We start from the raw sequence: 21,420 nt of genomic DNA, 5'->3' as shown, positions 1-21,420 counted from the left end.
CTTCCGTGGAAGCTATCATGATGTCCATGGACGATCCGCAACCGTTGGACCACGTGGCCCGCATCCAGGCCGACTGGCGCCGCGAACGACCCGACGTCGACATCGCCCCGCAGGGAGTGATCGGCCGACTGCACCGCCTGGCCGGTCGGCTGACCGAAGAGCTGTGCCTCGTCTACGGCCGCTACGGTCTCGGTGAGGGAGAGTTCGACGTCCTGTGCGCACTGCGCCGCGCCGGTGAGCCCTACGAGCGGGCACCCGGCGAACTCGCCGCGTACACCATGGTCACCACCGGTGCGATCACGAAGAGGGTCGACCGTCTCGAGCAGGCCGGGCTCGTCACCCGCCGCCGTTCCGCCGACGACCAGCGCGGCCGGATCGTCGCCCTCACCCGGCCCGGACGCGAACTGATCGACCGCGCGTTCACCGACCACATGCGCAACGAACGCCGACTGCTGGATCTGCTGACACACACCGAGGCCGAGGCACTCGAAACGCTGCTCACCACCTGGCTCTCCCGCATGGACGATCCGCGCCCTTCCAGCGACGTCGAATGACCCGCCGCCCGTCGGGCCGGAGTCCCGTTCCGGGCAGGAACCGAACCAACGGCGACGCCGTCGAAGGGCCGACTACGGGGAGGCCCTTCCATGACGAGAACCCGCACCCCATGTGCTCATCGCGTCCGTCGGGCTCTTCCTCGCCGTGGTCGGCTGCGGAACAGGGCCCGCACCGACCGCCGAAGGGGCTGACCGGGTGAAGCGGGTCCGCTGGCCCGAACCGGACCGGTACTCCTTCCGGCTTCTCTCCGAGTCCGGAGAGCGGGGCGACCTCGGGGAGTACCGGATCACGGTGGAGCACGGAAAGGTCGTCAAAGCGATCGGCCTCGACGAGCCGGCCCGGCGTACCGTCGAGGACAATCCACACAGCGTCCCGACCCTGGGCGGTCTCCTCGCCAAGGTCCAGCAGGCACGCACAGGCCACGCCGATGTCGCCCACGTCGCATTCGCCGCAGACGGTCATCCCACCGCGTTTCACATCGACTTGCAGAAGAACGCCATCGACGACGAGGCCGACTACTTCGTCACCGAGTACCGCGAACTCCCCTGATCGCCCACTGCGCCTCTTCGCGGCCCACGGGCTCGACCGCCAGTGGACCTGAACGGCCGTCAGTTCATGTCGAGTCGCCCTGGGCGGGGCTAGGGCGGGGCCGACGGGGCCCGGGGTCCTTCCAAGGCGAAGGCCTCCCGCAGTGTCACGCGCATCCCCCTACCCGCGTTTGCCGTTAGTCGTCGCATGCAAGTATTGTCGACGCCCGTAAGGCGCTTGCGCAATCCGGCTTTCCATGCAAAGGACCCTCGTCATGCCGCTCGCACTGCTGGCCCTGGCCATCGGGGCCTTCGGAATCGGCACCACGGAATTCGTGATCATGGGGCTGCTGCCCCAGGTCGGCGCGGACCTCGGTGTGTCCGTGCCGACGGCCGGCTTCCTGGTCACCGGCTACGCCCTCGGCGTCGTGATCGGCGCACCGATCATGACCGTCATCGGCACCAGGATCTCCCGCAGGAACATGCTCATGCTGCTCATGGGCCTGTTCATCCTGGGCAACGTCATCTCCGCCGCCGCCCCGGTCTTCGCCGTCATGCTGATCGGCCGCGTGGTGGCCTCCCTGGCCCACGGCGCCTTCTTCGGCATCGGCTCCGTCGTCGCCGCCGAACTGGTGGCGCCGGAGAAGAAGGCCGGCGCGATCTCGATGATGTTCACCGGGCTGACCGTGGCCAACGTCGTCGGCGTGCCCCTGGGCACGTACGCGGGCCAGAACGCCGGCTGGCGTGTGACCTTCCTGCTCGTCGCCGCTCTTGGCGTACTCGGCCTGGCCGGCGTCGCCAAGCTCGTACCCGACCTGCCCAAGCCGGAGAGAGTACGGCTGCGGCACGAGGTCGCCGCCTTCAGGAACACCCAGGTCATCTTGGCCATGGCCATGACGGTCCTCGGCTTCGGCGGCGTGTTCGCCGCGATCACCTACATCGCGCCGATGACGACCGAGGTCAGTGGCTTCGCGGAGTCCTCCGTCACCTGGCTGATGGTGGTCTTCGGTCTCGGCATGGTGGCGGGCAACCTCGTCGGCGGCCGTTTCGCGGACCGCAGGCTCATGCCCATGCTCTGCACCGCCCTGGGCGGCCTGGCGCTGGTCCTGCTGCTGTTCATCTTTCTGGCCTCCAACAAGGCCGCGTCCGTCGTGGCGGTCTTCCTCATCGGCGCTCTCGGCTTCGCCACCGTCCCGCCGTTGCAGAAGCGTGTCCTGGACCACGCCCACGGCGCGCCGACGCTCGCCTCGGCGGTCAACATCGGCGCCTTCAACCTGGGCAACGCCCTGTCCGCCTGGCTGGGCGGCCTGGTGATCTCCGCCGGCTTCGGTTACACCGCGCCCAACGCCGTCGGGGCGGTGCTGGCCGCTGCCGCCCTGGTGCTGGCCGTCCTCTCGCACCAGCTCGAGTTGCGGCAAACCCGCACCACCGCGGCTTCAGCCCGGGCGAACGTCGACCCCGTCGCGGCCACGGACCACGGGGCCGCCCACCCCGCCGCGTCCGACCACGGCGCCGTTCAGGCCGCCGCGGGAGCGGTCCGCTCCTGATCCCCCGCACCAAGCAGTACCAAGGAAAGGAATCCCGATGACTTCCGTGCCGAACGTGACGCTGAACAACGGTGTGACTATGCCCCAGTTGGGCTTCGGCGTCTTCCAGGTCCCCGACGAGGAGACCACCGCCGCGGTCACCAGTGCTCTGGAGGCCGGCTACCGCAGCATCGACACCGCCGCGATCTACGGCAACGAGCGCGGTGTCGGCAGGGCCATCGCCGCCTCCGGCCTGCCCCGTGAGGAACTCTTCGTCACGACCAAGCTGTGGAACGAGGACCAGGGCCACGACCGGACCCTGGCCGCGTTCGACGCATCCCTGGACAGGCTGGGCCTCGACCACGTCGACCTCTACCTCATCCACTGGCCGACTCCGGCCCGCGAGCTGTACGTGGAGACCTACAAGGCGCTGGAGAAGATCCTCGCCGAGGGGCGTGCCCGCGCCATCGGTGTATCGAACTTCCAGGTCCCCCACCTGCGGCGGCTCCTGGAGCACACCGGCATCACCCCGGCGGTCAACCAGGTGGAGCTGCACCCCGGCCTCCAGCAGACCGCGCTGCGCGCCTTCCACTCCGAGCACGGGATCGCCACCGAGGCCTGGAGCCCCCTGGCCCAGGGCGCGGTCCTCGGGGACGAGGCGATCGTGCGCGTCGCCGAGGCGTATGGCGTAACCCCGGCGCAGGTCGTGCTGCGCTGGCACCTGCAGACCGGCAACATCGTGATCCCCAAGTCCGTCACCCCCGACCGCATCCGGCAGAACCTGGACCTCTTCGGTTTCGAACTCACCGACGCCGACATGGCCGCCCTGACGGACCTCGACCGCGGTCTGCGCACAAGGAAGCCCATGCGGCACGACGCTGCCGCCGTGGCGATCGGACGACGCGCCCTGGGATGTGCGATCCGGCGTCGGACGGCACCGCCCCCACCGCACCGGAGTGATGCGGTGGGGCATCGGACCGTCCAGGCCCGACCGGGCAGCCCGGGGCGTGAGGGACCCCGCCCCCGCGTTCCCGGACCACGGACACGATCCGTGCCGCCCGGACGCGGAGCGAAAGCGGGCGACCAGTGTGCCCACAACCGTTCGGGACACACGGCTGAGCACGTGGCGCAGCGCGAGTTCATGGTCAAGTACCGTCCCCAGTCGCTGCTGCAGCGCCTCATCGAGCCGGAGGAGATCGCCAACATGGTCGTCTACCTGGCCTCGCCCTTTGCCTCCGCCACCACCGGTGGCGCCGTGCGCGTCGACGGCGGCTACGTCGACTCCATCCTGCCCTGACCCCGGCGCCGACCATGCCGGGCCGGCACGCATGCTCCGGCTTGCGGTTCTGGACGCTGAGCGCAGGCTGAAAGATGTAGGGGTGTCGTGCGGCCGTCCGAAGTGCAGGCCCCCGGCGACGGCTGTGAAGCACCTCAGCAAAGAAGCATGCTGCCCCGATCAAGAGCCTGGACTGTCGAGGAGAGGCACATGGCGACAGCAACGACGCAGGAGCCGGTGGAGCGTTTCCGTCAGCTCAGTGACAGCGACGCGGAAATCCAGGCGCACGGCAAGTACTTCTCGTGCAGCTACCTGCTCGACATGGAGAAGCATTCCTTTCTCGTGCGCATGCACCGCGGGCGCGTCGAGGAACTGATCGTCGACCCGGAGCCGCTGGCGGCCTACGACTTCGCGATCCGTGCGACCGCCGAGACCTGGCAGGGGTTCTGCTCGCCGACGCCCGCCCCCATGTACCACGGGATCTGGGCGGCCACCTTCCGGCGGGGCATGCGGCTCGAGGGGGAGCTGCTGGTTCTCATGCAGAACCTGCGCTGCCTGACCCGGCAGCTGGAACTGCTGCGAGTCACCGGCCCGCTGGGCTGACCGGTCATCCCGCCGAAAGGGAATCCGATGAACACCAATTCCCGCATCTCCCCGGTCACGGGCCACTACGTCACCATCGACGTCGAAGGCGTCGAGTACAAGGTGTTCTACCTGGAGAACGGTGAGGGCCAGCCGCTCGTCTGCCAGCACACCGCCGGCTGCCACAACCATCAGTGGCGCGATCTCCTGGAGGACGAGGAGATCACCGGCAATTACCGCGTCATCGCCTACGACCTGGCCCGCCACGGAAAGTCCGACCCGCCGCGGAATACGGACTGGTGGAAGGAGGAGTACAAGCTCACCGCCGACCACTTCGTGGCGTTCATCACCGCATTCTGCGACGCTCTCGGCCTCGAGGACCCGATTTTCATGGGCTCCTCCTTCGGCGGCAACGTCGCCCTGCAACTGGCGCTGCGCCACCCGGACCGCTTCAAGGCCGTCATCCCGGTCGAGGGCGCCGACTACTCGCCCGGCTTCTACCTGGACTGGTGGCAGCACCCGCACGCCAACGCGGCCCAGGTGTGCGCCAGCGGCGTATGGGACCTCATGGCGCCGCAGTCCCCGGAGCGTGACCGCTGGGCCACGTGGTTCTACTACAGCCAGGGATCCGAGTCGTTCAAGGGCGACCTGTACTTCTACTCGATCGACCACGATCTGCGCGACCGTCTCGGCGACATCGACGGCGACGCGTGCCCGGTGATCATGCTCACCGGGGCGTACGACTACCTCACCACCCCCGAGGACGGCGAGCGCACCGCCAAGCAGATCCGCGGCGCGGAGTTCATCGAGATGAAGGACATCGGCCACTTCCCGATGAGCGAGAACTACCCGCGGTTCGCGCAGTACCTCAAGCGCGCACTGCAGCGCATCGAGGAACGGACCAGTCTCCCCGGCTGAGTCCTCGCCCCAGGTGCCGCACACGGCGGTGCTCTCAACGCAGCGGGTGCTAGGGCGTCAGGTCGATCCCCGGATCGGCCCGGCGGGTCAGCCGTGCCGCGACCGCACCCGCGTAGGGTCCCATCATCAGACCGGACGCTCCCAGGCCGTTGGCCACGATCAGCCCGCCGACCCGGGGGACCGCGCCGTGCAGCGGCCGGACGTCGGGGCTCCTCGGTATGAATGACTCGGCGAGCAGTACCACCTCATACGCCCCCTGACCAACAGCGACGGGAGCCTGTTCCTCTACCTCGCGCTCGACCGGACCCGCGGCAGACCACGTCACGACGCCGCCGCATAACAGTGAATGGACACGAGTTGGGACGGGCCCCATCGTTGCTCCACCGTGGCCATCAGCTGCCAGCCCAGCCGCTCGTACAGAGCCGCCGCGGAGGTGTCGGACGCCACGACGTCGAGCACCGGATGCAGGCCACGATGTCGTGCCTCCTCCACTGCCTGGCCGACCAGCAGCGCACCGATGCCATGCCCCCTGGCCTGTGGGGCGACGAACAGCCGGCTGACCACCGCCGCTCGGGCCGTGCTGGTCCCGTTCCGCTCGCTCCACAAGCCGGGGGCCAGGTCTCCTTCACCCTCGCGGGACAAGCTGACGTGGCCGACGAGCCGGCCGCCGAGTTCAGCGACCCAGACTCCCAACAGGGAAGCCTGTGACAGCCACTCATCGGCCTGGTCGGGCCAGTTCACCGGGTAGCCGTCACACTGATGGACTTCCGCGAGAACCCGCACGCACGTCTCGACATCACCGTCAGTCCTCGGCCGGATCCGGAGATCCGGCCGCTCCACACCGGCCCCGAAGCTCTTGACGTTCACTTCGGCATGGAAACATATGGAACAGACTGACGACCAACCACTTTCGACGCACATTCCGGTACCGCAACGCAGGTGGTGCGGATCTACAGCAGTGCGGACATGGAGGCCGTCACGGGGCTCGTCGACGCTGAGGATGTCCAGCCCGGCGGCCGAGACTACGAGCGTGGACGGCTGATACCACTCCCGGGCCGGGGCACTCGGTGTGCCGAGTCACAGTTTCATGGGCCACGAGATCGAGGACATGCGGCTGGACGGCCAACCCGTCGGGGAGATCGGCCTGGCCCACGCCACCGCGGCTGCCATCGGCGTCCCGGTGGCGGTCCTCACCGGTGACGACTGCGCCTGCGCGGAGATGACGGAATGGGACGCGTCGGTGAGCACCGCGGCCGTGAAGGACGCGCGGGACCGGTTCGCGGCGGATCTGCAGCCGCCGCGGCCCCGTCAACCCTCACTGTTCGCCGGCAGTCGGCCTTCGTGGCCCCGACGCTGCTGGGAATCCCAGGAGTCACCTCGGCGGACAGCCGGACCGTTCAGGCACAGGGCGCCCTGCCCGGCCTCCGGACCCGCCGGGACACCGCCTGCTGCCGCTCATCTGCCCGTCCTCACCCGGGAAGCCCGGCTGTGTCCGCCTGGGCGGCTGAGGCGATCAACTGGTCGACCAGGGCGATCAGGACGTCCCGGCACGACTCGCGGTCACGTGCGTCGCACAGCATGACCTGGGCGTGTTCGGGCAGCGCCAGGGACTCCCGGATCTCCTCCGGCGGATAGGGGTGCTCTCCGTGGAAGCCGTTGACGCCGACGACGAACGGAATGTTCCGGCTCTCGAAGAAGTCGATGGCGGCGAAGCTGGTCTCCGGCCGGCGGACGTCTATCAGGACGACGGCGCCGAGCGCGCCCACGGCCAGGTCGTTCCACATGAACCAGAAGCGCTGCTGACCGGGTGTGCCGAAGAGATACAGCACAAGGTCCGAACTCACCGTGATCCGGCCGAAGTCCAGGGCCACGGTGGTGGCTTGCTTGTGCTCGATGCCGTCGAGGTCGTCGACGCCCAGGCCCGCGGCGGTCAGCGGCTCCTCGGTGCGCAGCGGGACGATCTCGCTGACCGAGCCGACCATGGTGGTCTTGCCGACCCCGAAGCCCCCGGCGATCAGGATCTTCGCTGTGTCGGGGGCCGATGACGGCCGAACGGTGGTGTCAGAGCCGGTCAAGGCCGTCCCTCACTTTCTGCAGAAGGTCCAGGTCCAGGGCGCGGGAGACCGGGGACGGCCGGCGGACGCTGATCCGTCCGGCGTCCAGCAGATCGCAGAGCATGATCACCACCACACTGACCGGAAGATCGAGGTGGGCGGCGAGCTCCGCCACGGTGATGGACTCCGCGCACCGCTTCAGGATCCGCGCGTGTTCGGGCTGAAGCCGGGCGGCCCGCTCGGGCGGCGGATCCACCGCCGTCACCATCGTGATGAGGGTGAAGTCGGCGCGGCTTGGACGGGTGCGTCCACTGGTCAGGGTGAACGGCCGAACGAGCCGTCCCGCCGCGTCGCCTCCGCTCACCTCACTCGCCGTTGCCGGACGCGTCGGCACCCGCACGCGGGGCCGCACTCAGGTGCTCGCCGATCTTCTTCACCAGCATGTTCATCTGGTACGCCACCACACCGACGTCGGCGCCCGGGCCGGTGAGAACGACAAGGTGGGCGCCCGGGCCGGCCGAGGTGAGAATCAGATAGGTGTGGGCCAGCTCGATGAGCGCCTGCCGCACCGGGCCGCCACCGAAGTCCATGCTGACGCCCTTGCTGAGGCTCATCAGGCCGGACGAGGTCGCCGCCAGCCGCTCGGCGTCGTCGCGCGGGAATCCGGTGGACTTGCTGACGACCAGTCCGTCCTCGGAGAGCACAACGGCGTGGTTGACGTCGGCGACCCGTTCCACGAGACCGGTCAGCAGCTGGTCGAGCTGGGTGTGCGTGGCGGGTGTGGGGCGTGTCATATGGGTGTCCTTCATGTGCGGTCGGCGGGCGAAGTCGAGGGGGGATGTCCTCCGGGCCCGAACACGGTCGAGGCCTCGGGGACGGCGGTGCCTGCGGCGGGAACGTGACCGTCCGGGCCGTCCGGTGCGGCGGCCTCCTCCGGTTCCGCGTCCCGCTCAGGGGTGTCGTCGTGTTGTGCCCGGCGTGTGCCGCGCTGGAAGCCGGCCAGGGAGGAGGCGGCGTGTTCGGCGGTGAAGTCGTCGAGGGGGTCGTTCTCGACGGCGGGCGCGAACTCCCCACGCAGCTCGGCGGCCAGGCTGGTCTGCGGCACCCGGCGCGGCAGTGGCGAGATCCCCGGCTCACGTGTCCGTTTCGCCTCGCCTCCGCTTTCGCCCGCATGTGAGGCATTCTGCCCTGCGGACGGTGTCCTCCGCCGGGCAGCGGCGGCGGGGGACGGGGTCTTGACGGGCCGTTCCGGGCTCGCCGGCGAGGGCAGCCGCCCCGGCCCGGACGCCTGAGGCTGCGTCCGCGGGGAGTCGGGCGCCTCGTGCACCACGATGTCGTGCGGGACGAGGACGATCGCGCTGGTACCGCCGTAGGGCGAGGGGCGCAGGGTCACGGTGATGCCGTGCCGGGTGGCCACGCGGGCGATCACGAACATGCCGAGCCGCAGGTCGTCGGCGAGCGCCACCACGTCGAACTGGGGGGCCTCGGCCAACTGGGCGTTGAGCTGGGCGTAGTCCTCCTCGGACATCCCGAGGCCGCGGTCCTCGATCTCGATGACGAGGCCCTTGGCCACCATCGCGGCCCGCACTCCGACGGGGCTCGGCGCGGCGGAGTACGCGGTCGCGTTGTCGATGAGCTCGGCCAGTAGGTGGATCACGTCCGCCACGGCGGGCGGCGCGAGGTACACCTCCTCGTCGGTGTGCACCTCCACCCTCTGGTACTCGGCGACCTCCCCGACGGCACCGCGCAGGATGTCGATCAGCGCGACCGGTTCGCTCCAGCTGCGCCGGGGCTGCTCGCCGCTGATGATGACGAGGTTCTCCTCGTAGCGACGCAACTGGCTTGCCATTGAGTCCAGTTCGTACAGGCCCTGGAGGAACTCCGGGTCCTGGTGCCGTCTTTCCAGTGCGTCGAGCTTGCTGAGCTGGAGGTTGATCAGGTTCTGGCTCTGCCGGGCGATTCCGAGAATCACCTTCTGGAAACCGCGCCGGGTGTCGGCGAGTTCCACCGCGGTGTGCACGGCCGTACGTTGCGCGGAGTTGAACGCGTGGGCGACCTGGCCGAGTTCGTCGGTGCCGTAGTCCAGTGGTGGCGTCGCGGACTCCACGTCCACCGTCTCGCCCCGCTCCAGCCGGGCCACCACGTCGGGCAGCCGCTCCTCGGACAGGCGGAGCGTGGCGATCCTCAGCCCCAGCAGACGCCGGGAGAGGGACCGGGTGATCCGCCAGGACATTCCCACGCACACGACCAGGGCGGCCAGGCCCGCCGCGCTCAGGACGGCGGCCTTCAGCAGCAGCCCGTACGCTCGCTCGGCACTGCGGTCGAGCAGCTCGTCCGTCTGCTGCTGGATCAGTGCCGCGTACTGGACGGACAGCTTGTCGACCGCGGCGGTCCATCGCTCGCGCGCGTCCGGCAGCGCGATCCCGCGGGCGCCGGTGGCCTTGTCGCGGGCCGAGAGCACCCGGTCCTCGACGGTCTCCAGCGTCCGCCACTCCGCCGACTGCAGGATCCGTTCGGTCTGCGTCTTCGTGCTGCCCTGGAGCGAGGGGACGATCTGGTCCTCGACCAGCCAGCGGCGGGTGTGGACCAGTTGGGCGAACCTGTCCCACGCCTCCTGGTCCATGTGCTTGGACGACCACGCCAGGGTGAGCTGCGCGTTCTCCTGGGAGACCAGCTCCGCGGCGTGTTCCAGTGCCACGAGCGGGCCGGCCTGGGAGGTGAGGTCGCCGTCGTCGACCTGGGACAGTTCCTGGAAGGCGTGGATCTGGTCGTCGATGATCGCGGTGTACTGGTCCAGGGCCTGTTCGCCGGTGATGTCCGTCGGTTTGTCCACCTGGCCCCGGTAGTACTCCAGGCTGCCCACCGACGCGACGACCGAGTACATCCGGTTCTTGATGCGGGCGGGGGCCTGCCTGATCGAGTCGGCATGGCGGACCAGCTCGGCCACCGCCTTGTCCGTGGTCCTGCGCTGCGCGTCGAGAGCGGCCCGGGAGCCGTGCGGGGACGCCAGCCACGCCGCCGACAGCCCGCGCTCCTGCTGGAGGCTGAGTGCCGCGTCGGTGCCCATGGCGCCGGTCGACCTGCTCAACGCCGTCTGTGAGCGCAGCCGGAGCCCCTCGGAGAACATCTGGGTCGTGGTCACACCCCACATGGCGGCGAGCGCGACAGTGGGGACCAGGGCCAGGAGGACCAGCGAGAGCCGAATGGAACCGAGACGGCGCCGGGGACCTGTCGGTGTCTGTGGAGACATCATCGTCCTAGAGCGATCTGCGGGGAGGCAGGGGTGGGGTGACGAGAGGGCGGGGTGGTGGCGCGTCCGGGAAGGGACGGGAGGCACGGGGGACGCCGTCCGCGCGGGCGACCGGGCGGACGGAAGAAGGACGGTGTCGTCATGTCACCGGCGCCCCGTGCACGGCAGTGCCTCAGCGCGTGCCGTTGGCGGCCAGCTTGGCCACCGACGCGACGTTCGACTTGGTCACGAAGGCGGGACCGGTGAGCACCGGTTCGACGCCGCCGCCACTGATATTGCCGTTGGACTTGTAGAGCCACAGCGCGTCGACGGCGAGGTAGCCCTGCAGATAGGGCTGCTGGTCAACCGCGAACTGCACGTCTCCGGCCTGGACCGCCTTGACCAGGTCCTTGTTCAGGTCGAAGGTGGCGACGTGCGCCTTGCTGCCCGATTTGTGTACGGACTTGACTGCTGCCAGCGCGAACTGTGCGCCGTTGGTGACCACTTCGTCGATGTTGGGGTCCAACCGCAGTCGGGCGGCGATGGATTCGGTCAGCGCGTCCATGTCGGTGCCGTCGCTGTAGACCATGTCGGTCCTGCCGCCGAAGGCCTTCTTCACTCCGGCGCAGCGTGCCTCCAGGCCGACGTTGCCCCGCTCGTGGATGACGCACAGGGCGTGCTTGGCCCCCAAGTCGTCCAGCTTGTCCCCGACGGCCCGGCCCGCGACGCTGTCGTCCTGGCCGAAGTACTGCAGCGCTCCGCTGGAACGCCAGGCACTGATACCGGAGTTGATCCCGACCACGGGAATGCCCGCCGCCTTGGCCTCCGCGATCGGCCCCTTCATCGCGTCCGGCTTGGCCAGGGTCAGCGCGATACCGTCGACTCCGTCCCGGATCGCGTCCCGCACCAGCTCCGCCTGCTGTGCGGGTTCGGGGTCGCTCACGTACGTCAGCTCGATGCCGTCCTTCGCGGCGGCCACCTCGGCACCCCTGCGGACCAGTTCCCAGAAGGCGTCCCCCTCGGCCCCGTGGGTGACCATGGTGACCTTGAGCCCGGACCCGCCGGACCCCCGCGAGCCCTGCCCGGAGTCGGAGCCGTCGGAGGCGGAGCAGCCGGCCAGGAGCAGGCAGACGGCGACCGCGGCCGTCACGGCGGTGCCGGGAGCGGATCTGCGGTACGTGAGCGGGGGAGGGGTCTTCATGAGGGTGAGGTACCTCACTGTGCGGCCGAGCATGTAGCAAACGGGGGCGGAACGGGGCGGAGGGCCTGCGGACGTACGAACGGGCGGTTGGCTCTCGTTGAGCCGGAGCCAACCGTGTGCGACGTCCGGTAGTCAAGTGATCGGCGACCTATCGTGGCTTGTTGCTGCCGCATTGTGATCATCTGCCTTGCCGGCGGCACAGCCGAGTTCCGCCACGTCCGGTGCGCCGGGCGCCTGTACACGGGCGGCCGGGCCCAGTTGAGCTTGCCGGTCCTTTCGGTACGCGTCTATAGTCCGACGCGTCGGCGAGCGGCGGCCGCGGAAGGACAGGGAGCGGCGCCCCGAACTCGGCCGGAAACAAGGGCAGACCGCCTGACGCAGGCGCGCCCGAAACCAGGTCGCACCCGCTTGGGCGGACGGCTGTCGGGTGGCTTGCCGCGGGCGTACACCTGGCGCAGCGGGTCATGGCCGGACGGGCCCGCACCGTCGTTGACCTGACGAGAGTGCAGCCGGACGGTGCCGGACCGGTGCCCGTGCGCTCCCCCCTTCCGATCAACCGCCGTGCGTGTCGCTGTCGTCGGCTCCGTGGTCCGGGTCGCGCTGCGTGCCGCGGGTCAGACGGGTGGCAAGACGGTAGTTGACGAGGACGTCACGGTACTCCCGGCCCGGTGTGACCGTATCGGGGAGGTTGGTCCGCTCGCTGAGGGACGACGACTCCCGTTCGCCGGAACCGGGGAAACCGACGGCTGTTCGGGGTTCCTCCTCGAAGCGGAGGAGGTCACCGCGGACGGTCGCCTCGAACGAGATGTCCGGTTCCGAGGATTCCCTGCCGGAGCCGCGCCCGGCGGGGGAGCGACTCGTCGGCCCCGTGGCGGCGTCGCCGGCCCCTCGGCTGCCGGCCGTTCAAGGCGGCTCCTCCCGCCGCTCCGGGGCGCGGCGGCGGGTGGGCGGGGGCGGAGCAGGCTTCTCGTCATGGTCGTCGTCATCCCTGACGCCGTGGCGGGGACGGCGAGCCCGGGCGGCGCGGCCGCGCTCGGTGCCGCCGCTTGCGCCGGCGGCCCTCCGTGCGGGCCCGGCCGCCCGCCGGGCCGCGCCGCGCCCGGCCGACGCGGTACCGCGCGTGACGCTCCGCGCGGTGGCCGGGGCACCCTCCGCGGAGTCCTCGGCGGCTTCGGCGGACCGTCGCGTCGTGCCACCGGTCGTTCGGCCGGCTGCCTCGCCCGCGGTGTCGGCGGTTCGTCGCGCCGTGCCACGCGTCGCCTGGGTGGCTGCCCCGCCTGCGGTGTCGGCGGGCCGCTGTGCCGTGTCACCCGACGCATGATCGGCCGTACCACGCGTCGCCGGGTCGGCTGCCTCGCCTGCGGTGTCGGCGGTCCTGTCGACCGTCTCGCCCGCCGTGCCGACCGCGTCACCGGCGGTGGCCTCCGCCTTCGCCTCGGCGCGCCTGGCGACCCGGCCGCTCTCCCGGACCGCGCCGCCGACGTCCTCGCCGACGTCGCCCACGGCTCGCGTTGCTCGGCCCCCGACATCCTCCACGGCGCGCCCAGCCTCGCCGCCCACGTCCGCGATGGCGTCGCCCGCTCCCTGGCCGACGTCCTCCACGGCTGAGCCCGCGCCCCGGCCCACGTCCTGGACGACGTCGCCTGCTCCGCGTCCGACGTCCTGGACGGCGGACCCGGCGCCCCGGCCGACGTCCTCCACTGCCGAGCCCGCACCACGGCCTACGTGTTCAACGGCGCCGCCCGCTCCCTGGCCGACGTCCTCGACCGCCGCCCCGGCGCTCCGGCCCACGTCCTGGACGGCGGAGCCCGCTCCCTGGCCGACGTCCTCCACCGCCGCCCCGGCGCCCCGGCCCACGTCCTGGACGGCGGAGCCCGCTCCCTGGCCGACGTCCTCCACCGCCGCCCCCGCGCCCCGGCCCACGTCCTCGACGGCCCTTCCCGCGCCGCTGCCCAGTTCGCCGACGGCCTGCCTGGCGCCGCCGCCGACGTCCTGCACCGCCGACCCGACGCCCCGGGCCAGCTCCTCCAGGATCTGCGGGTTGCGGTCGAGGGTGGTGAGCACCCGGTTGATGATCATCGCGACGTTGTTGAGCCTCACCTTGAGCTGGGCCTGCGCCTCCACGCCCGAAATGGCCAGGTGCACCCGTCCGAGGGCGACGTCGGCACCCACGTTCAGCTTCAGCAGGTCCAGCACCTCGGCCTGGAGCGAGACGTGCGCCCGCAGGTTCTCCACGTCCAGGTCGATCTCGTCGACCTTCAGCAGAGGGACGTCGAGGAAGACATCGGGCGCCGAATCGGCCCCGCCACCGGGGACGAAGGCGTCCTCGTCGCCGGTGTCCTCCGCCTCATCGCCCTCGCCGTCGTCGTACAGCCCGGACTCGGTGTACTCGTCGGAGTCCTCGGCCTCCTCCTCGTCGTACACCTCGGGCTCCTCGACGGGACCCGCGTCGTTCTCGGCGTCGTCGTGCATCCCTGCACCTCCGCGAGCTCGACGGATGATTCACCCCTTACACCCCAGTATGAGGTGTCGTCGTGCGGCGAGAAGGGCAGAGGAATGCCGCCGTCGCTGCCGTAGTGGACACGCCTGGGCATGTCCCGGCGGGCCCACGGGGGTGCTCGCGGCGAGCGAGGCGGCAGCAGGCCAATGGGCCGAACGGGTGAAGCTCGCTCATCGGTCCGGCCGGCACGCCGCGTGCGTCGCTCACCAGTCCCGGGTGGCGATCAGCTCCTCCACGTCCGCGTCCGGGAAGCCGTACGCCGACGCGACGAACCAGAAGTCCTCGGCGATCTCCTCCCGCGCGACCGTCTCGATCTCACTTCCGGCTGCCTCGAACTCCGCCTCCAGCAGGCTGAACTCCTCCGCCGATCATGCATGACCCCACTGAAAAGGCTCCGTCGGCGCCGTCGCCTGCCTATGCCTGAGGCCTGCAACGACGCTCATGCGTAGGGCAGTTGTCCTGTGTCGGCTACGGTGGGCAGCCGGTTGGGCGAGTGAGGGGAGCGAGCGGGGATGGACGAGCGTTCGGCGGGTGGAATGGTGCCGGTCAACACTTCGGTGGCGCATCCCGCGCGGGTGTACAACGTCTGGCTGGGCGGCAAGGACCACTACCCGGCCGACCAGGAGGCGGCCCGACTGGCCGCCGCGGCCAACCCGAAGATCGTTCCGGCGGTCCGGGCCAACCGGGCCTTCCTGGGACGCGCGGTGCGGCAGTTGGCAGGTGAGGCGGGGATCCGGCAGTTCCTCGACATCGGCACCGGGATCCCAGCCGCCGACAACACACACGAGGTGGCGCAGCGCGTCGACCCCGGAGCCCGGGTGGTCTACGTCGACAACGATCCCATCGTCCTCGCTCATGCCCGCGCGCTGCTGGTCAGCACCGAACAAGGAGCGACGGACTACGTGGAGGCGGACCTGAGGGACGTGGACCGCATCCTGACGGCGGCGCGGGAGACGCTGGACCTGTCGCAACCCGTGGCCCTGATGCTCGTGGCGGTCCTGCAGTACGTTCCGGACGCCGACGACCCCCACGGCCTCGCCCGGCGGCTCCTCGACGCGCTCGCCCCCGGCAGTCACATCGTCCTCTCCCACCCGGCCGCGGACATCGGAGCGGAGGAGGTCGCCGCGTCGATGCGCGTGTACAACGACCGGGCCGCCGAACACGCGGGAGCCACGCCCCGCACCCATGCCGAGGTGACCCGGTTCTTCGACGGCGCGGAACTCCTGGACCCGGGCGTCGTCCAGCTGCCCGAATGGCGTCCCGACCCCGCGGGTGGCACGTCTCCCGGCGAGCTGCCGATGTGGTGCGGGGTCGGCCGCAAGCCTTGACGGCGTGGACCCGTGTCCGCCGTGAACCGGCTGGGCCAGTACGTCGCTTCGGGGGAGCGTCGCCGGATCGGCTCGTCCTAGTCTCGGTGCCATGACTTCCCTGCCCTCCGCCACCGCCGCGGCCCCCGAGTCCCGCCGTACCGTGACCGCCGCCGTCGTTCAGGCGGCCGCCCCGCTGTTCGACACCCAGGCGGCGCTGAAACGCGCCGAGGAACTCGTCCGGGAGGCCGTCGGCGACCGGGGCGCTGAGGTCGTCGTCCTGCCGGAGGCGTTCCTCGGCGGCTATCCCAAGGGCCTGGACTTCGACATCACCGTGGGCAGCCGCACCCCGGCGGGCCGCGAACTCTTCCGCCGCTGCCACGCCGCCGCCATCGACGTCCCCGGTCGCGAGACGGACACCCTGGCCGCCCTCACCCGGGAGCTCGGCTGCCACGCCGTGGTCGGCGCCGTCGAACGCCAGGGCGGCACCCTGTACTGCGTCGCCCTGTTCTTCGGTCCCGAGGGGTACCTGGGCCTGCACCGCAAGCTCATGCCGACCGCCGCCGAACGCTACCTGTGGGGCCAGGGCGACGGTTCCACCCTCCCGGTCGTCGACACCGGCACCGCCCGCCTCGGCGCCGCCATCTGCTGGGAGAACTACATGCCGCTGTTCCGTACGGCCATGTACGCCAAGGGCGTCGACCTGTGGTGCGCGCCGACCGTGGACGACCGCGACGCCTGGCAGGCGAGCATGCGGCACATCGCCCTGGAGGGCCGCTGCTTCGTCCTCAGCGCCAGCCAGTACCTGCGCCGCGAAGCCCTGCCCGCCGACCTCCACCCCGTCCAGGGCGACGCGCCCGACACCGTCCTGATCGGCGGCGGCTCCGTCATCGTCTCCCCGCTCGGAGAGATCCTCGCCGGCCCGCTGCGCGGCGGCGAGGGCATCCTGACCGCCGAACTGGACCTCGACGACCTCACACGTGCCCGCTTCGACTTCGACCCCACCGGCCACTACGCGCGCCCCGACGTGTTCACCCTCCATGTCGACGAGTCGGCCCGCCGCACCACCGTCACCAGCACCTGACAGGGGACCGCCGAGCCAGTGTTGTGACCGGGAAGGTTCACCGGCTCGCGACGCCTGGCACGGTACCTCGCCGCGTTGCCGCATCACCCGAGTACATCCAGTACGCGGGCGATGCTCCGCCTTGCGATGTTCCCCCACTGCCCGAAGGGCGTGGGAGGCGCCCCCAGCACCGGACGCCGCGAGCTTTCCGGCAGACCTCCCCGGTCACAGCACTAGCCGATGCGAACTCCCGTGCCGCCGACACGGACGCGCGGGTCACCCGCGCGCAGCGTCACCGTGAGTTCGCCGGGGCGGCCCAGGTCCTCACCCTGACGCAGGGTGAGGACGGCGTCCTCGGGTACCAGGCCGAGCTCACGGGCGTACGCGCCGAACGCGGCGGCCGCGGCGCCGGTCGCCGGGTCCTCGACGACGCCGCCGACGGGGAACGGGTCACGGACATGGAAGACGGCGGGCGACTCCCACCACACCAACTGAAGTGTGGTCAGGTCCAGGCGGTGCATCAGGGCTTCGAGCCGCTGGAAGTCGTATGCGAGATCCGCCAGGCGCGCGCGAGTCGCCGCCGCGAGCACGAGATGGCGGGCACCGGCGAAAGCGATGCGGGGCGGGAAGGCCGGGTCGAGGTCGGCGGCCGGCCAGCCGAGCGCGGCGAGCGCCTCCGCGAGGTCGGCGGGACCGATCTCGTCAATGTACGGCTCGACGCTGGTGAGTGTGGCCCTGACCGTCCCGCCCTCCTCGGCCACCTCCACCGGCACGGTGCCGGCTCGCGTCGCGAACACGAGCCGGCCGGGACCGGTCCGCTCGGCGAGCGCGACGGCGGTCGCGACGGTGGCGTGCCCGCAGAACGGCACCTCGGCCTTGGGGCTGAAGTAGCGGATGCTGTACGTCCGTCCCTCCGGCCCGTCCAGGTCCTTTGGGGGCGCGGTCAGGAAGGCGGACTCCGAGTACCCGAGGCCGGCGGCGATGGCCAGCATGTCGCTGTCGTCCAGGGCGGCGGCGTCCAGAACCACACCGGCGGGGTTTCCACCGTCGGGGTCGCCGGAGAAGGCGGTGTAGCGCAGCACCTCGGGCCGCGGCGCGTTCGTCGTCATGTGCGCGGGAACACGCGGCAGGGCCGTGGCTATTCCTGTTCGACTTCAACTGAATGTGCGGCGGTACGCCTGTGGGCTGACGCCCGTCGTCCGCTTGAAGCGGTCGCGGAACGCCGTGGGCGAGCCGAACCCGACCTGTTCCGCGATCCGCTCCACCGGATGCCGGGTGGTCTCCAGCAGGTGCTGGGCCTGCCGGACGCGCGCCCGGTGCAGCCATTGCAGCGGGCTGGTCCCGGTCTGCTCGCGGAAGCGGCGCATGAGGGTGCGGGTGCTGACGCCGGCGTGCGCGGCCATGTCGGCGAGGGTCAGGTTCCGGTCCAGGTTGTCCTGGAGCCAGGCGAGCAGCGGTTCGAAGGAGGAACCCTGCGGTGTGGGCGCGTGGTCATGGACGATGAACTGCGCCTGTCCGCCCTCCCGTTCGAGCGGCATGACGGAGAGCCGGGCGGCGTCGGCGGCCACCGCCGAACCGTAGTCGCCGCGGATCATGTGCAGGCACAGGTCGAGGCCTGCGGCGGCGCCCGCGGAGGTGAGGAGCCGGCCGTTGTCGACATACAGCACGTCGGGGTCGACCGTGACCTTCGGATGCAGCGCGGCCAGCAGGTCCGCGGCCAGCCAGTGCGTCGTGGCGCGCAGTCCGTCGAGGAGACCGGTGGCGGCCAGCGGGAAGGTGCCCGTGCAGATGGACGCGATGCGGGTGCCGTCCGCGGCGGCCGCCAGCAGCGCCTCGCGGACCTCGGGCGTGAGCGGTGCGGTGGGGGAGGCCGTGCCCGGCACGATGACCGTGTCAGCGCCCTTGAGGCCGTCGAGCGTGCGATGCGCGCGGAGGGTGAAGGTGCCGGCGTCGACCTCGGGGCGCTCGGCGCACACGCGGACCTGGTAGCCGGGGCGCCCGTCGGGGAGCCGAGTGCGGGAGAAGACCTCGATCGGCGTGGACAGGTCGAAGGGAATCACCTGATCCAGAGCCAGGACGGCGACGGTGTGCATGGCGGGAACATAACGCATCACCGCATTCCCGCCACCGCGGCATCACGCCGAGGCGCCGCCGCGTGCTGCGCGGCGGCGCCTCGAGCAGATGTCACCCGCAGGCGGGCCGGGCCGCCCAGGGCCGGGCCAGGGCCGGACGAGAGGCCCGCGGGACGCCGCGCCGAGCGTCAGGGCATCTCACGCATCCGGCTGATCTCGCTGGTCTGCTGGGCGATCACTTCGTTCGCCATCTCCTCGACCTGTACGTTGTTGCCGTCCGAGAGCACCGAGGTGGCCATGGTGATCGCCCCGTAGTGGTGCGCGGTCATGAGTTTCAGGAACAGCTCGTCGAAGGCGGCTCCGCGCGCCGCGCGAAGCTGTGCCAGTTGGGCCTCGGTCGCCATGCCGGGCATCGTGGCGTGGTCGTGCTGGTGCGACGAGCCCGCGCCGCCACTCGTGCGCCGCTCTCCGCCATGGTTCTTCAACCACCCCTTCATGGCGTCGATTTCAGGCCCCTGGCCCGCGGCGATGCGGGAGGCCATCCGCTTCACGTTGCCCGACTTCGCCCGGTGCGGGGCCAGTTCGGTCATCTCCAGTGCCTGGCCGTGGTGGACGATCATCATCTGGACGTATTCGAAGTCCGCCGCGTTGGGGGAGTCGTCGGGAATCTCCTTCGCGGCCTCCTCGGCGGACAGGGTCCGGGCGGGCTCACCGGGCTTACCGGGGGCGATCACCGAGGGGCCGGGCGCGCTCCTCTTCTCCGGTGCGTCCGTGCCCGAGTCGCACGCGCCGACGGTGAGAGTGACAAGGGTGAGAGCGGCGATTGTCCGCCACTTGACACGATCAAAGACTTTCATACCGAGCGCATTGCCATCTTTTGATCTGTACATGAAAGGTAAGATACTGCGGCTGTCCGTGAACCGTTCCCTTGCGGACGGACACCAGGGAGGAAACAGTGAACCTGTTGAACAGTCCCCGAACACGGCCCAGGCGCCTGGGAGTTGTGGCAGCAGCCACGGGCCTGCTGGCGGCGCTGCTCACCGCGGCTCCGGCCATGGCGACGCCCGACCCCGGCGACGCCGCCACCACACCCCAGCGAGTGTCGAAGAGCGAGGCGGCCGAGACCAGAACGGCCATCGCCGACGGCGAGATACCGGCGCAGGACGAGATCGTCCACTCCGACAACATCGAGCACCTCGTCAACGTCCCCAAGGACGCCCTGACGGACCTGAACTCGGACCTCGCCTTCCAGGGCAAGTACGTGTTCGCCGGCAACTACGACGGCTTCCGCATCTTCGACATCAGCAACCCGAAGGCGCCCAAGACGGTCTCCCAGGTGCTCTGCCCGGGATCGCAGAACGACGTGTCCGTCTACGGGAACCTGCTGTTCCTGTCGACCGACTCCTCGCGCAGCGACAACTCCTGCTCGAGCACGTCGCAGCCCGCGACCGAGAAGTCGTCGTGGGAGGGCATGAAGATCTTCGACATCAGCAACAAGAAGAGCCCCAAGTACGTCGCGGCCGTCGAGACCAACTGCGGCTCGCACACGCACTCCCTCGTTCCGCACGGCCGTAACGTCTACATCTACGTGTCCTCGTACTCCCCGAGTCCGTCGTTCCCCGACTGCCAACCGCCGCACGACGGCATCTCGATCATCAAGGTGCCGCGCGACGCTCCCCAGAAGGCCGCGGTCGTCAACTTCGCCGTGCTTTTCCCGGGTGAGGGCCCCGACGGTGGCGGCAACCCCGGCGCGCCCACCAACCCGGGTGTCTCCAAGACGACCGGCTGCCACGACATCACCGTGCTGCCGTCGAAGGACCTGGCCGCCGGTGCCTGCATGGGCGACGGGGTCCTGATGTCCATCAAGGACCCGGAGCACCCGAAGGTCATCGACCAGGTCCAGGACAACGTCAACTTCGCGTTCTGGCACTCGGCGACCTTCAACCAGACCGCGAAGAAGGTCGTCTTCACCGACGAACTCGGCGGCGGAGGCGCGGCGACCTGCAACGCCGCCATCGGCCCGAACCGCGGAGCCGACGGCATCTACGACATCGTCGGCAAGGGCGACCAGCGCAAGCTCGTGTTCCGCGGCTACTTCAAGATCCCGCGCCACCAGGCGGACACCGAGAACTGCGTCGCCCACAACGGCTCGCTGATCCCGGTCAAGGGCCGCGACCTCATGGTCCAGGCCTGGTACCAGGGCGGCGTCTCGGTCTGGGACTTCACCGACTCGACGCAGCCGAAGGAGATCGGCTACTTCGAGCGCGGCCCGCTGAGCACGGACCGTCTGACGGTGGGCGGTTCCTGGTCCGCGTACTACTACAACGGCTACATCTACTCGAACGACATCGCCAAGGGCTTCGATGTGCTCAAGCTGAACGACCGGCGCACCGACCCGGCCCGGAAGGTCCACATGGACCAGCTGAACGTCCAGACCCAGCCCGACTACTTCGACTGACCCGGCCAGGGTCCGCCGGTACAACGGCACTGGTCCCGCCGGGCGGTTCACCGCCCGGCGGGACAACCGCACCGCGACTGACGGGCGGTGGCCGATCGGTGTGCCCGGCACCCGCGCGGCGGCGTCGGCGTCAAAGATTCTTGTCAACCCAT

Annotated in this window: 20 protein-coding genes and 3 pseudogenes; 11 read left to right on the top strand and 12 right to left on the bottom strand. The window is 70.4% G+C overall.

Annotated features, from left to right (window positions below):
- The first annotated feature begins 26 nt into the window (after positions 1 to 26).
- From ACIOWN_RS14975 to ACIOWN_RS14945, 7 genes and pseudogenes are all read left to right on the top strand, one after another.
- Positions 27 to 554: a MarR family transcriptional regulator gene (locus tag ACIOWN_RS14975; RefSeq protein ID WP_362351847.1), complete on the top strand. Its 528-nt coding sequence runs from the start codon at positions 27 to 29 to the stop codon at positions 552 to 554.
- Positions 555 to 666: 112 nt separating this feature from the next.
- The gene (locus tag ACIOWN_RS14970; protein WP_362351850.1) at positions 667 to 1,104 is read left to right on the top strand and encodes a DUF6174 domain-containing protein; all 438 of its coding nucleotides are present in this window, start codon (positions 667 to 669) and stop codon (positions 1,102 to 1,104) included.
- A 253-nt stretch (positions 1,105 to 1,357) separates the two neighbouring features.
- Positions 1,358 to 2,629 carry an MFS transporter gene (locus ACIOWN_RS14965; protein WP_362351853.1) on the top strand — a complete coding sequence of 424 codons (1,272 nt, stop codon included), beginning with the start codon at positions 1,358 to 1,360 and terminating at the stop codon, positions 2,627 to 2,629.
- A gap of 37 nt (positions 2,630 to 2,666) precedes the next feature.
- Positions 2,667 to 3,464: pseudogene (locus ACIOWN_RS14960) on the top strand (aldo/keto reductase); the annotation flags it as partial.
- Between the two features lie 9 nt (positions 3,465 to 3,473).
- Positions 3,474 to 3,905, top strand: coding sequence for an SDR family oxidoreductase (locus ACIOWN_RS14955; RefSeq protein ID WP_401982518.1), 432 nt, complete (start codon positions 3,474 to 3,476; stop codon positions 3,903 to 3,905).
- Between the two features lie 189 nt (positions 3,906 to 4,094).
- A complete protein-coding gene (locus ACIOWN_RS14950; RefSeq protein ID WP_362351856.1) occupies positions 4,095 to 4,487 on the top strand; it encodes a hypothetical protein in 393 nt (130 codons plus the stop codon).
- 27 nt (positions 4,488 to 4,514) lie between these two features.
- Positions 4,515 to 5,384, top strand: a complete 870-nt coding sequence (locus tag ACIOWN_RS14945) for an alpha/beta hydrolase (RefSeq protein WP_362351858.1) — start codon at positions 4,515 to 4,517, stop codon at positions 5,382 to 5,384.
- A 49-nt stretch (positions 5,385 to 5,433) separates the two neighbouring features.
- Here ACIOWN_RS14945 and ACIOWN_RS14940 read toward each other — a convergent pair whose 3' ends face one another.
- Both ACIOWN_RS14940 and ACIOWN_RS14935 read right to left on the bottom strand, forming a co-directional pair.
- Positions 5,434 to 5,709, bottom strand: a complete 276-nt coding sequence (locus tag ACIOWN_RS14940; protein WP_362351861.1) for a hypothetical protein — start codon at positions 5,707 to 5,709, stop codon at positions 5,434 to 5,436.
- Positions 5,706 to 6,167, bottom strand: a complete 462-nt coding sequence (locus ACIOWN_RS14935; RefSeq protein WP_362352052.1) for a GNAT family N-acetyltransferase — start codon at positions 6,165 to 6,167, stop codon at positions 5,706 to 5,708. The genes ACIOWN_RS14940 and ACIOWN_RS14935 overlap by 4 nt, the downstream gene beginning before the upstream one ends.
- Before the next feature lie 159 nt (positions 6,168 to 6,326).
- On the opposite strand from ACIOWN_RS14935, the pseudogene ACIOWN_RS14930 reads away from it, so the two are divergent.
- A pseudogene (locus ACIOWN_RS14930) lies at positions 6,327 to 6,809 on the top strand (M55 family metallopeptidase); the annotation flags it as partial.
- A gap of 44 nt (positions 6,810 to 6,853) precedes the next feature.
- On the opposite strand, the gene ACIOWN_RS14925 reads toward ACIOWN_RS14930, so the two are convergent.
- The 7 genes and pseudogenes from ACIOWN_RS14925 to ACIOWN_RS14895 all read right to left on the bottom strand — a co-directional run.
- Entirely contained in the window at positions 6,854 to 7,459 is a 606-nt protein-coding gene (locus tag ACIOWN_RS14925; RefSeq protein ID WP_362351864.1) for an ATP/GTP-binding protein, read from the bottom strand.
- Positions 7,446 to 7,802 (bottom strand): DUF742 domain-containing protein, encoded by a 357-nt coding sequence (locus ACIOWN_RS14920; protein WP_362351867.1) that lies wholly within the window; start codon positions 7,800 to 7,802, stop codon positions 7,446 to 7,448. The genes ACIOWN_RS14925 and ACIOWN_RS14920 overlap by 14 nt, the downstream gene beginning before the upstream one ends.
- A gap of 1 nt (position 7,803) precedes the next feature.
- Positions 7,804 to 8,232, bottom strand: a complete 429-nt coding sequence (locus ACIOWN_RS14915) for a roadblock/LC7 domain-containing protein (RefSeq protein WP_100568747.1) — start codon at positions 8,230 to 8,232, stop codon at positions 7,804 to 7,806.
- 11 nt (positions 8,233 to 8,243) lie between these two features.
- Positions 8,244 to 10,688, bottom strand: coding sequence for a nitrate- and nitrite sensing domain-containing protein (locus tag ACIOWN_RS14910; RefSeq protein WP_362351870.1), 2,445 nt, complete (start codon positions 10,686 to 10,688; stop codon positions 8,244 to 8,246).
- A 172-nt stretch (positions 10,689 to 10,860) separates the two neighbouring features.
- Positions 10,861 to 11,868, bottom strand: coding sequence for a substrate-binding domain-containing protein (locus tag ACIOWN_RS14905; protein ID WP_362351873.1), 1,008 nt, complete (start codon positions 11,866 to 11,868; stop codon positions 10,861 to 10,863).
- A gap of 903 nt (positions 11,869 to 12,771) precedes the next feature.
- Positions 12,772 to 14,340: a hypothetical protein gene (locus ACIOWN_RS14900; RefSeq protein ID WP_401982403.1), complete on the bottom strand. Its 1,569-nt coding sequence runs from the start codon at positions 14,338 to 14,340 to the stop codon at positions 12,772 to 12,774.
- 231 nt (positions 14,341 to 14,571) lie between these two features.
- Positions 14,572 to 14,736: pseudogene (locus ACIOWN_RS14895) on the bottom strand (DUF5713 family protein); the annotation flags it as partial.
- Positions 14,737 to 14,880: 144 nt separating this feature from the next.
- Here ACIOWN_RS14895 and ACIOWN_RS14890 point away from each other — a divergent pair.
- The gene (locus tag ACIOWN_RS14890; RefSeq protein ID WP_401982402.1) at positions 14,881 to 15,696 is read left to right on the top strand and encodes an SAM-dependent methyltransferase; all 816 of its coding nucleotides are present in this window, start codon (positions 14,881 to 14,883) and stop codon (positions 15,694 to 15,696) included.
- 91 nt (positions 15,697 to 15,787) lie between these two features.
- Complete coding sequence (locus tag ACIOWN_RS14885) at positions 15,788 to 16,759, top strand: nitrilase-related carbon-nitrogen hydrolase (RefSeq protein ID WP_362351879.1); 972 nt, start codon at positions 15,788 to 15,790, stop codon at positions 16,757 to 16,759.
- Between the two features lie 212 nt (positions 16,760 to 16,971).
- Here the strand turns inward: ACIOWN_RS14885 and ACIOWN_RS14880 are convergent, their stop codons facing one another.
- From ACIOWN_RS14880 to ACIOWN_RS14870, 3 genes are all read right to left on the bottom strand, one after another.
- The gene (locus ACIOWN_RS14880) at positions 16,972 to 17,847 is read right to left on the bottom strand and encodes a PhzF family phenazine biosynthesis isomerase (RefSeq protein WP_362351882.1); all 876 of its coding nucleotides are present in this window, start codon (positions 17,845 to 17,847) and stop codon (positions 16,972 to 16,974) included.
- Between the two features lie 45 nt (positions 17,848 to 17,892).
- A complete protein-coding gene (locus ACIOWN_RS14875; RefSeq protein WP_362351885.1) occupies positions 17,893 to 18,831 on the bottom strand; it encodes a helix-turn-helix domain-containing protein in 939 nt (312 codons plus the stop codon).
- Positions 18,832 to 18,998: 167 nt separating this feature from the next.
- Complete coding sequence (locus tag ACIOWN_RS14870) at positions 18,999 to 19,667, bottom strand: DUF305 domain-containing protein (RefSeq protein ID WP_362351888.1); 669 nt, start codon at positions 19,665 to 19,667, stop codon at positions 18,999 to 19,001.
- A 98-nt stretch (positions 19,668 to 19,765) separates the two neighbouring features.
- Here ACIOWN_RS14870 and ACIOWN_RS14865 point away from each other — a divergent pair, with 98 nt between their 5' ends.
- Complete coding sequence (locus tag ACIOWN_RS14865; protein WP_362351891.1) at positions 19,766 to 21,268, top strand: hypothetical protein; 1,503 nt, start codon at positions 19,766 to 19,768, stop codon at positions 21,266 to 21,268.
- The last annotated feature ends 152 nt before the right edge of the window (positions 21,269 to 21,420 follow it).

Origin of the sequence: Streptomyces sp. NPDC087787, from assembly GCF_044743035.1 — a bacterium.
Lineage (GTDB): Bacteria > Actinomycetota > Actinomycetes > Streptomycetales > Streptomycetaceae > Streptomyces.
This window is presented reverse-complemented; position numbering and strand designations above follow the sequence as displayed.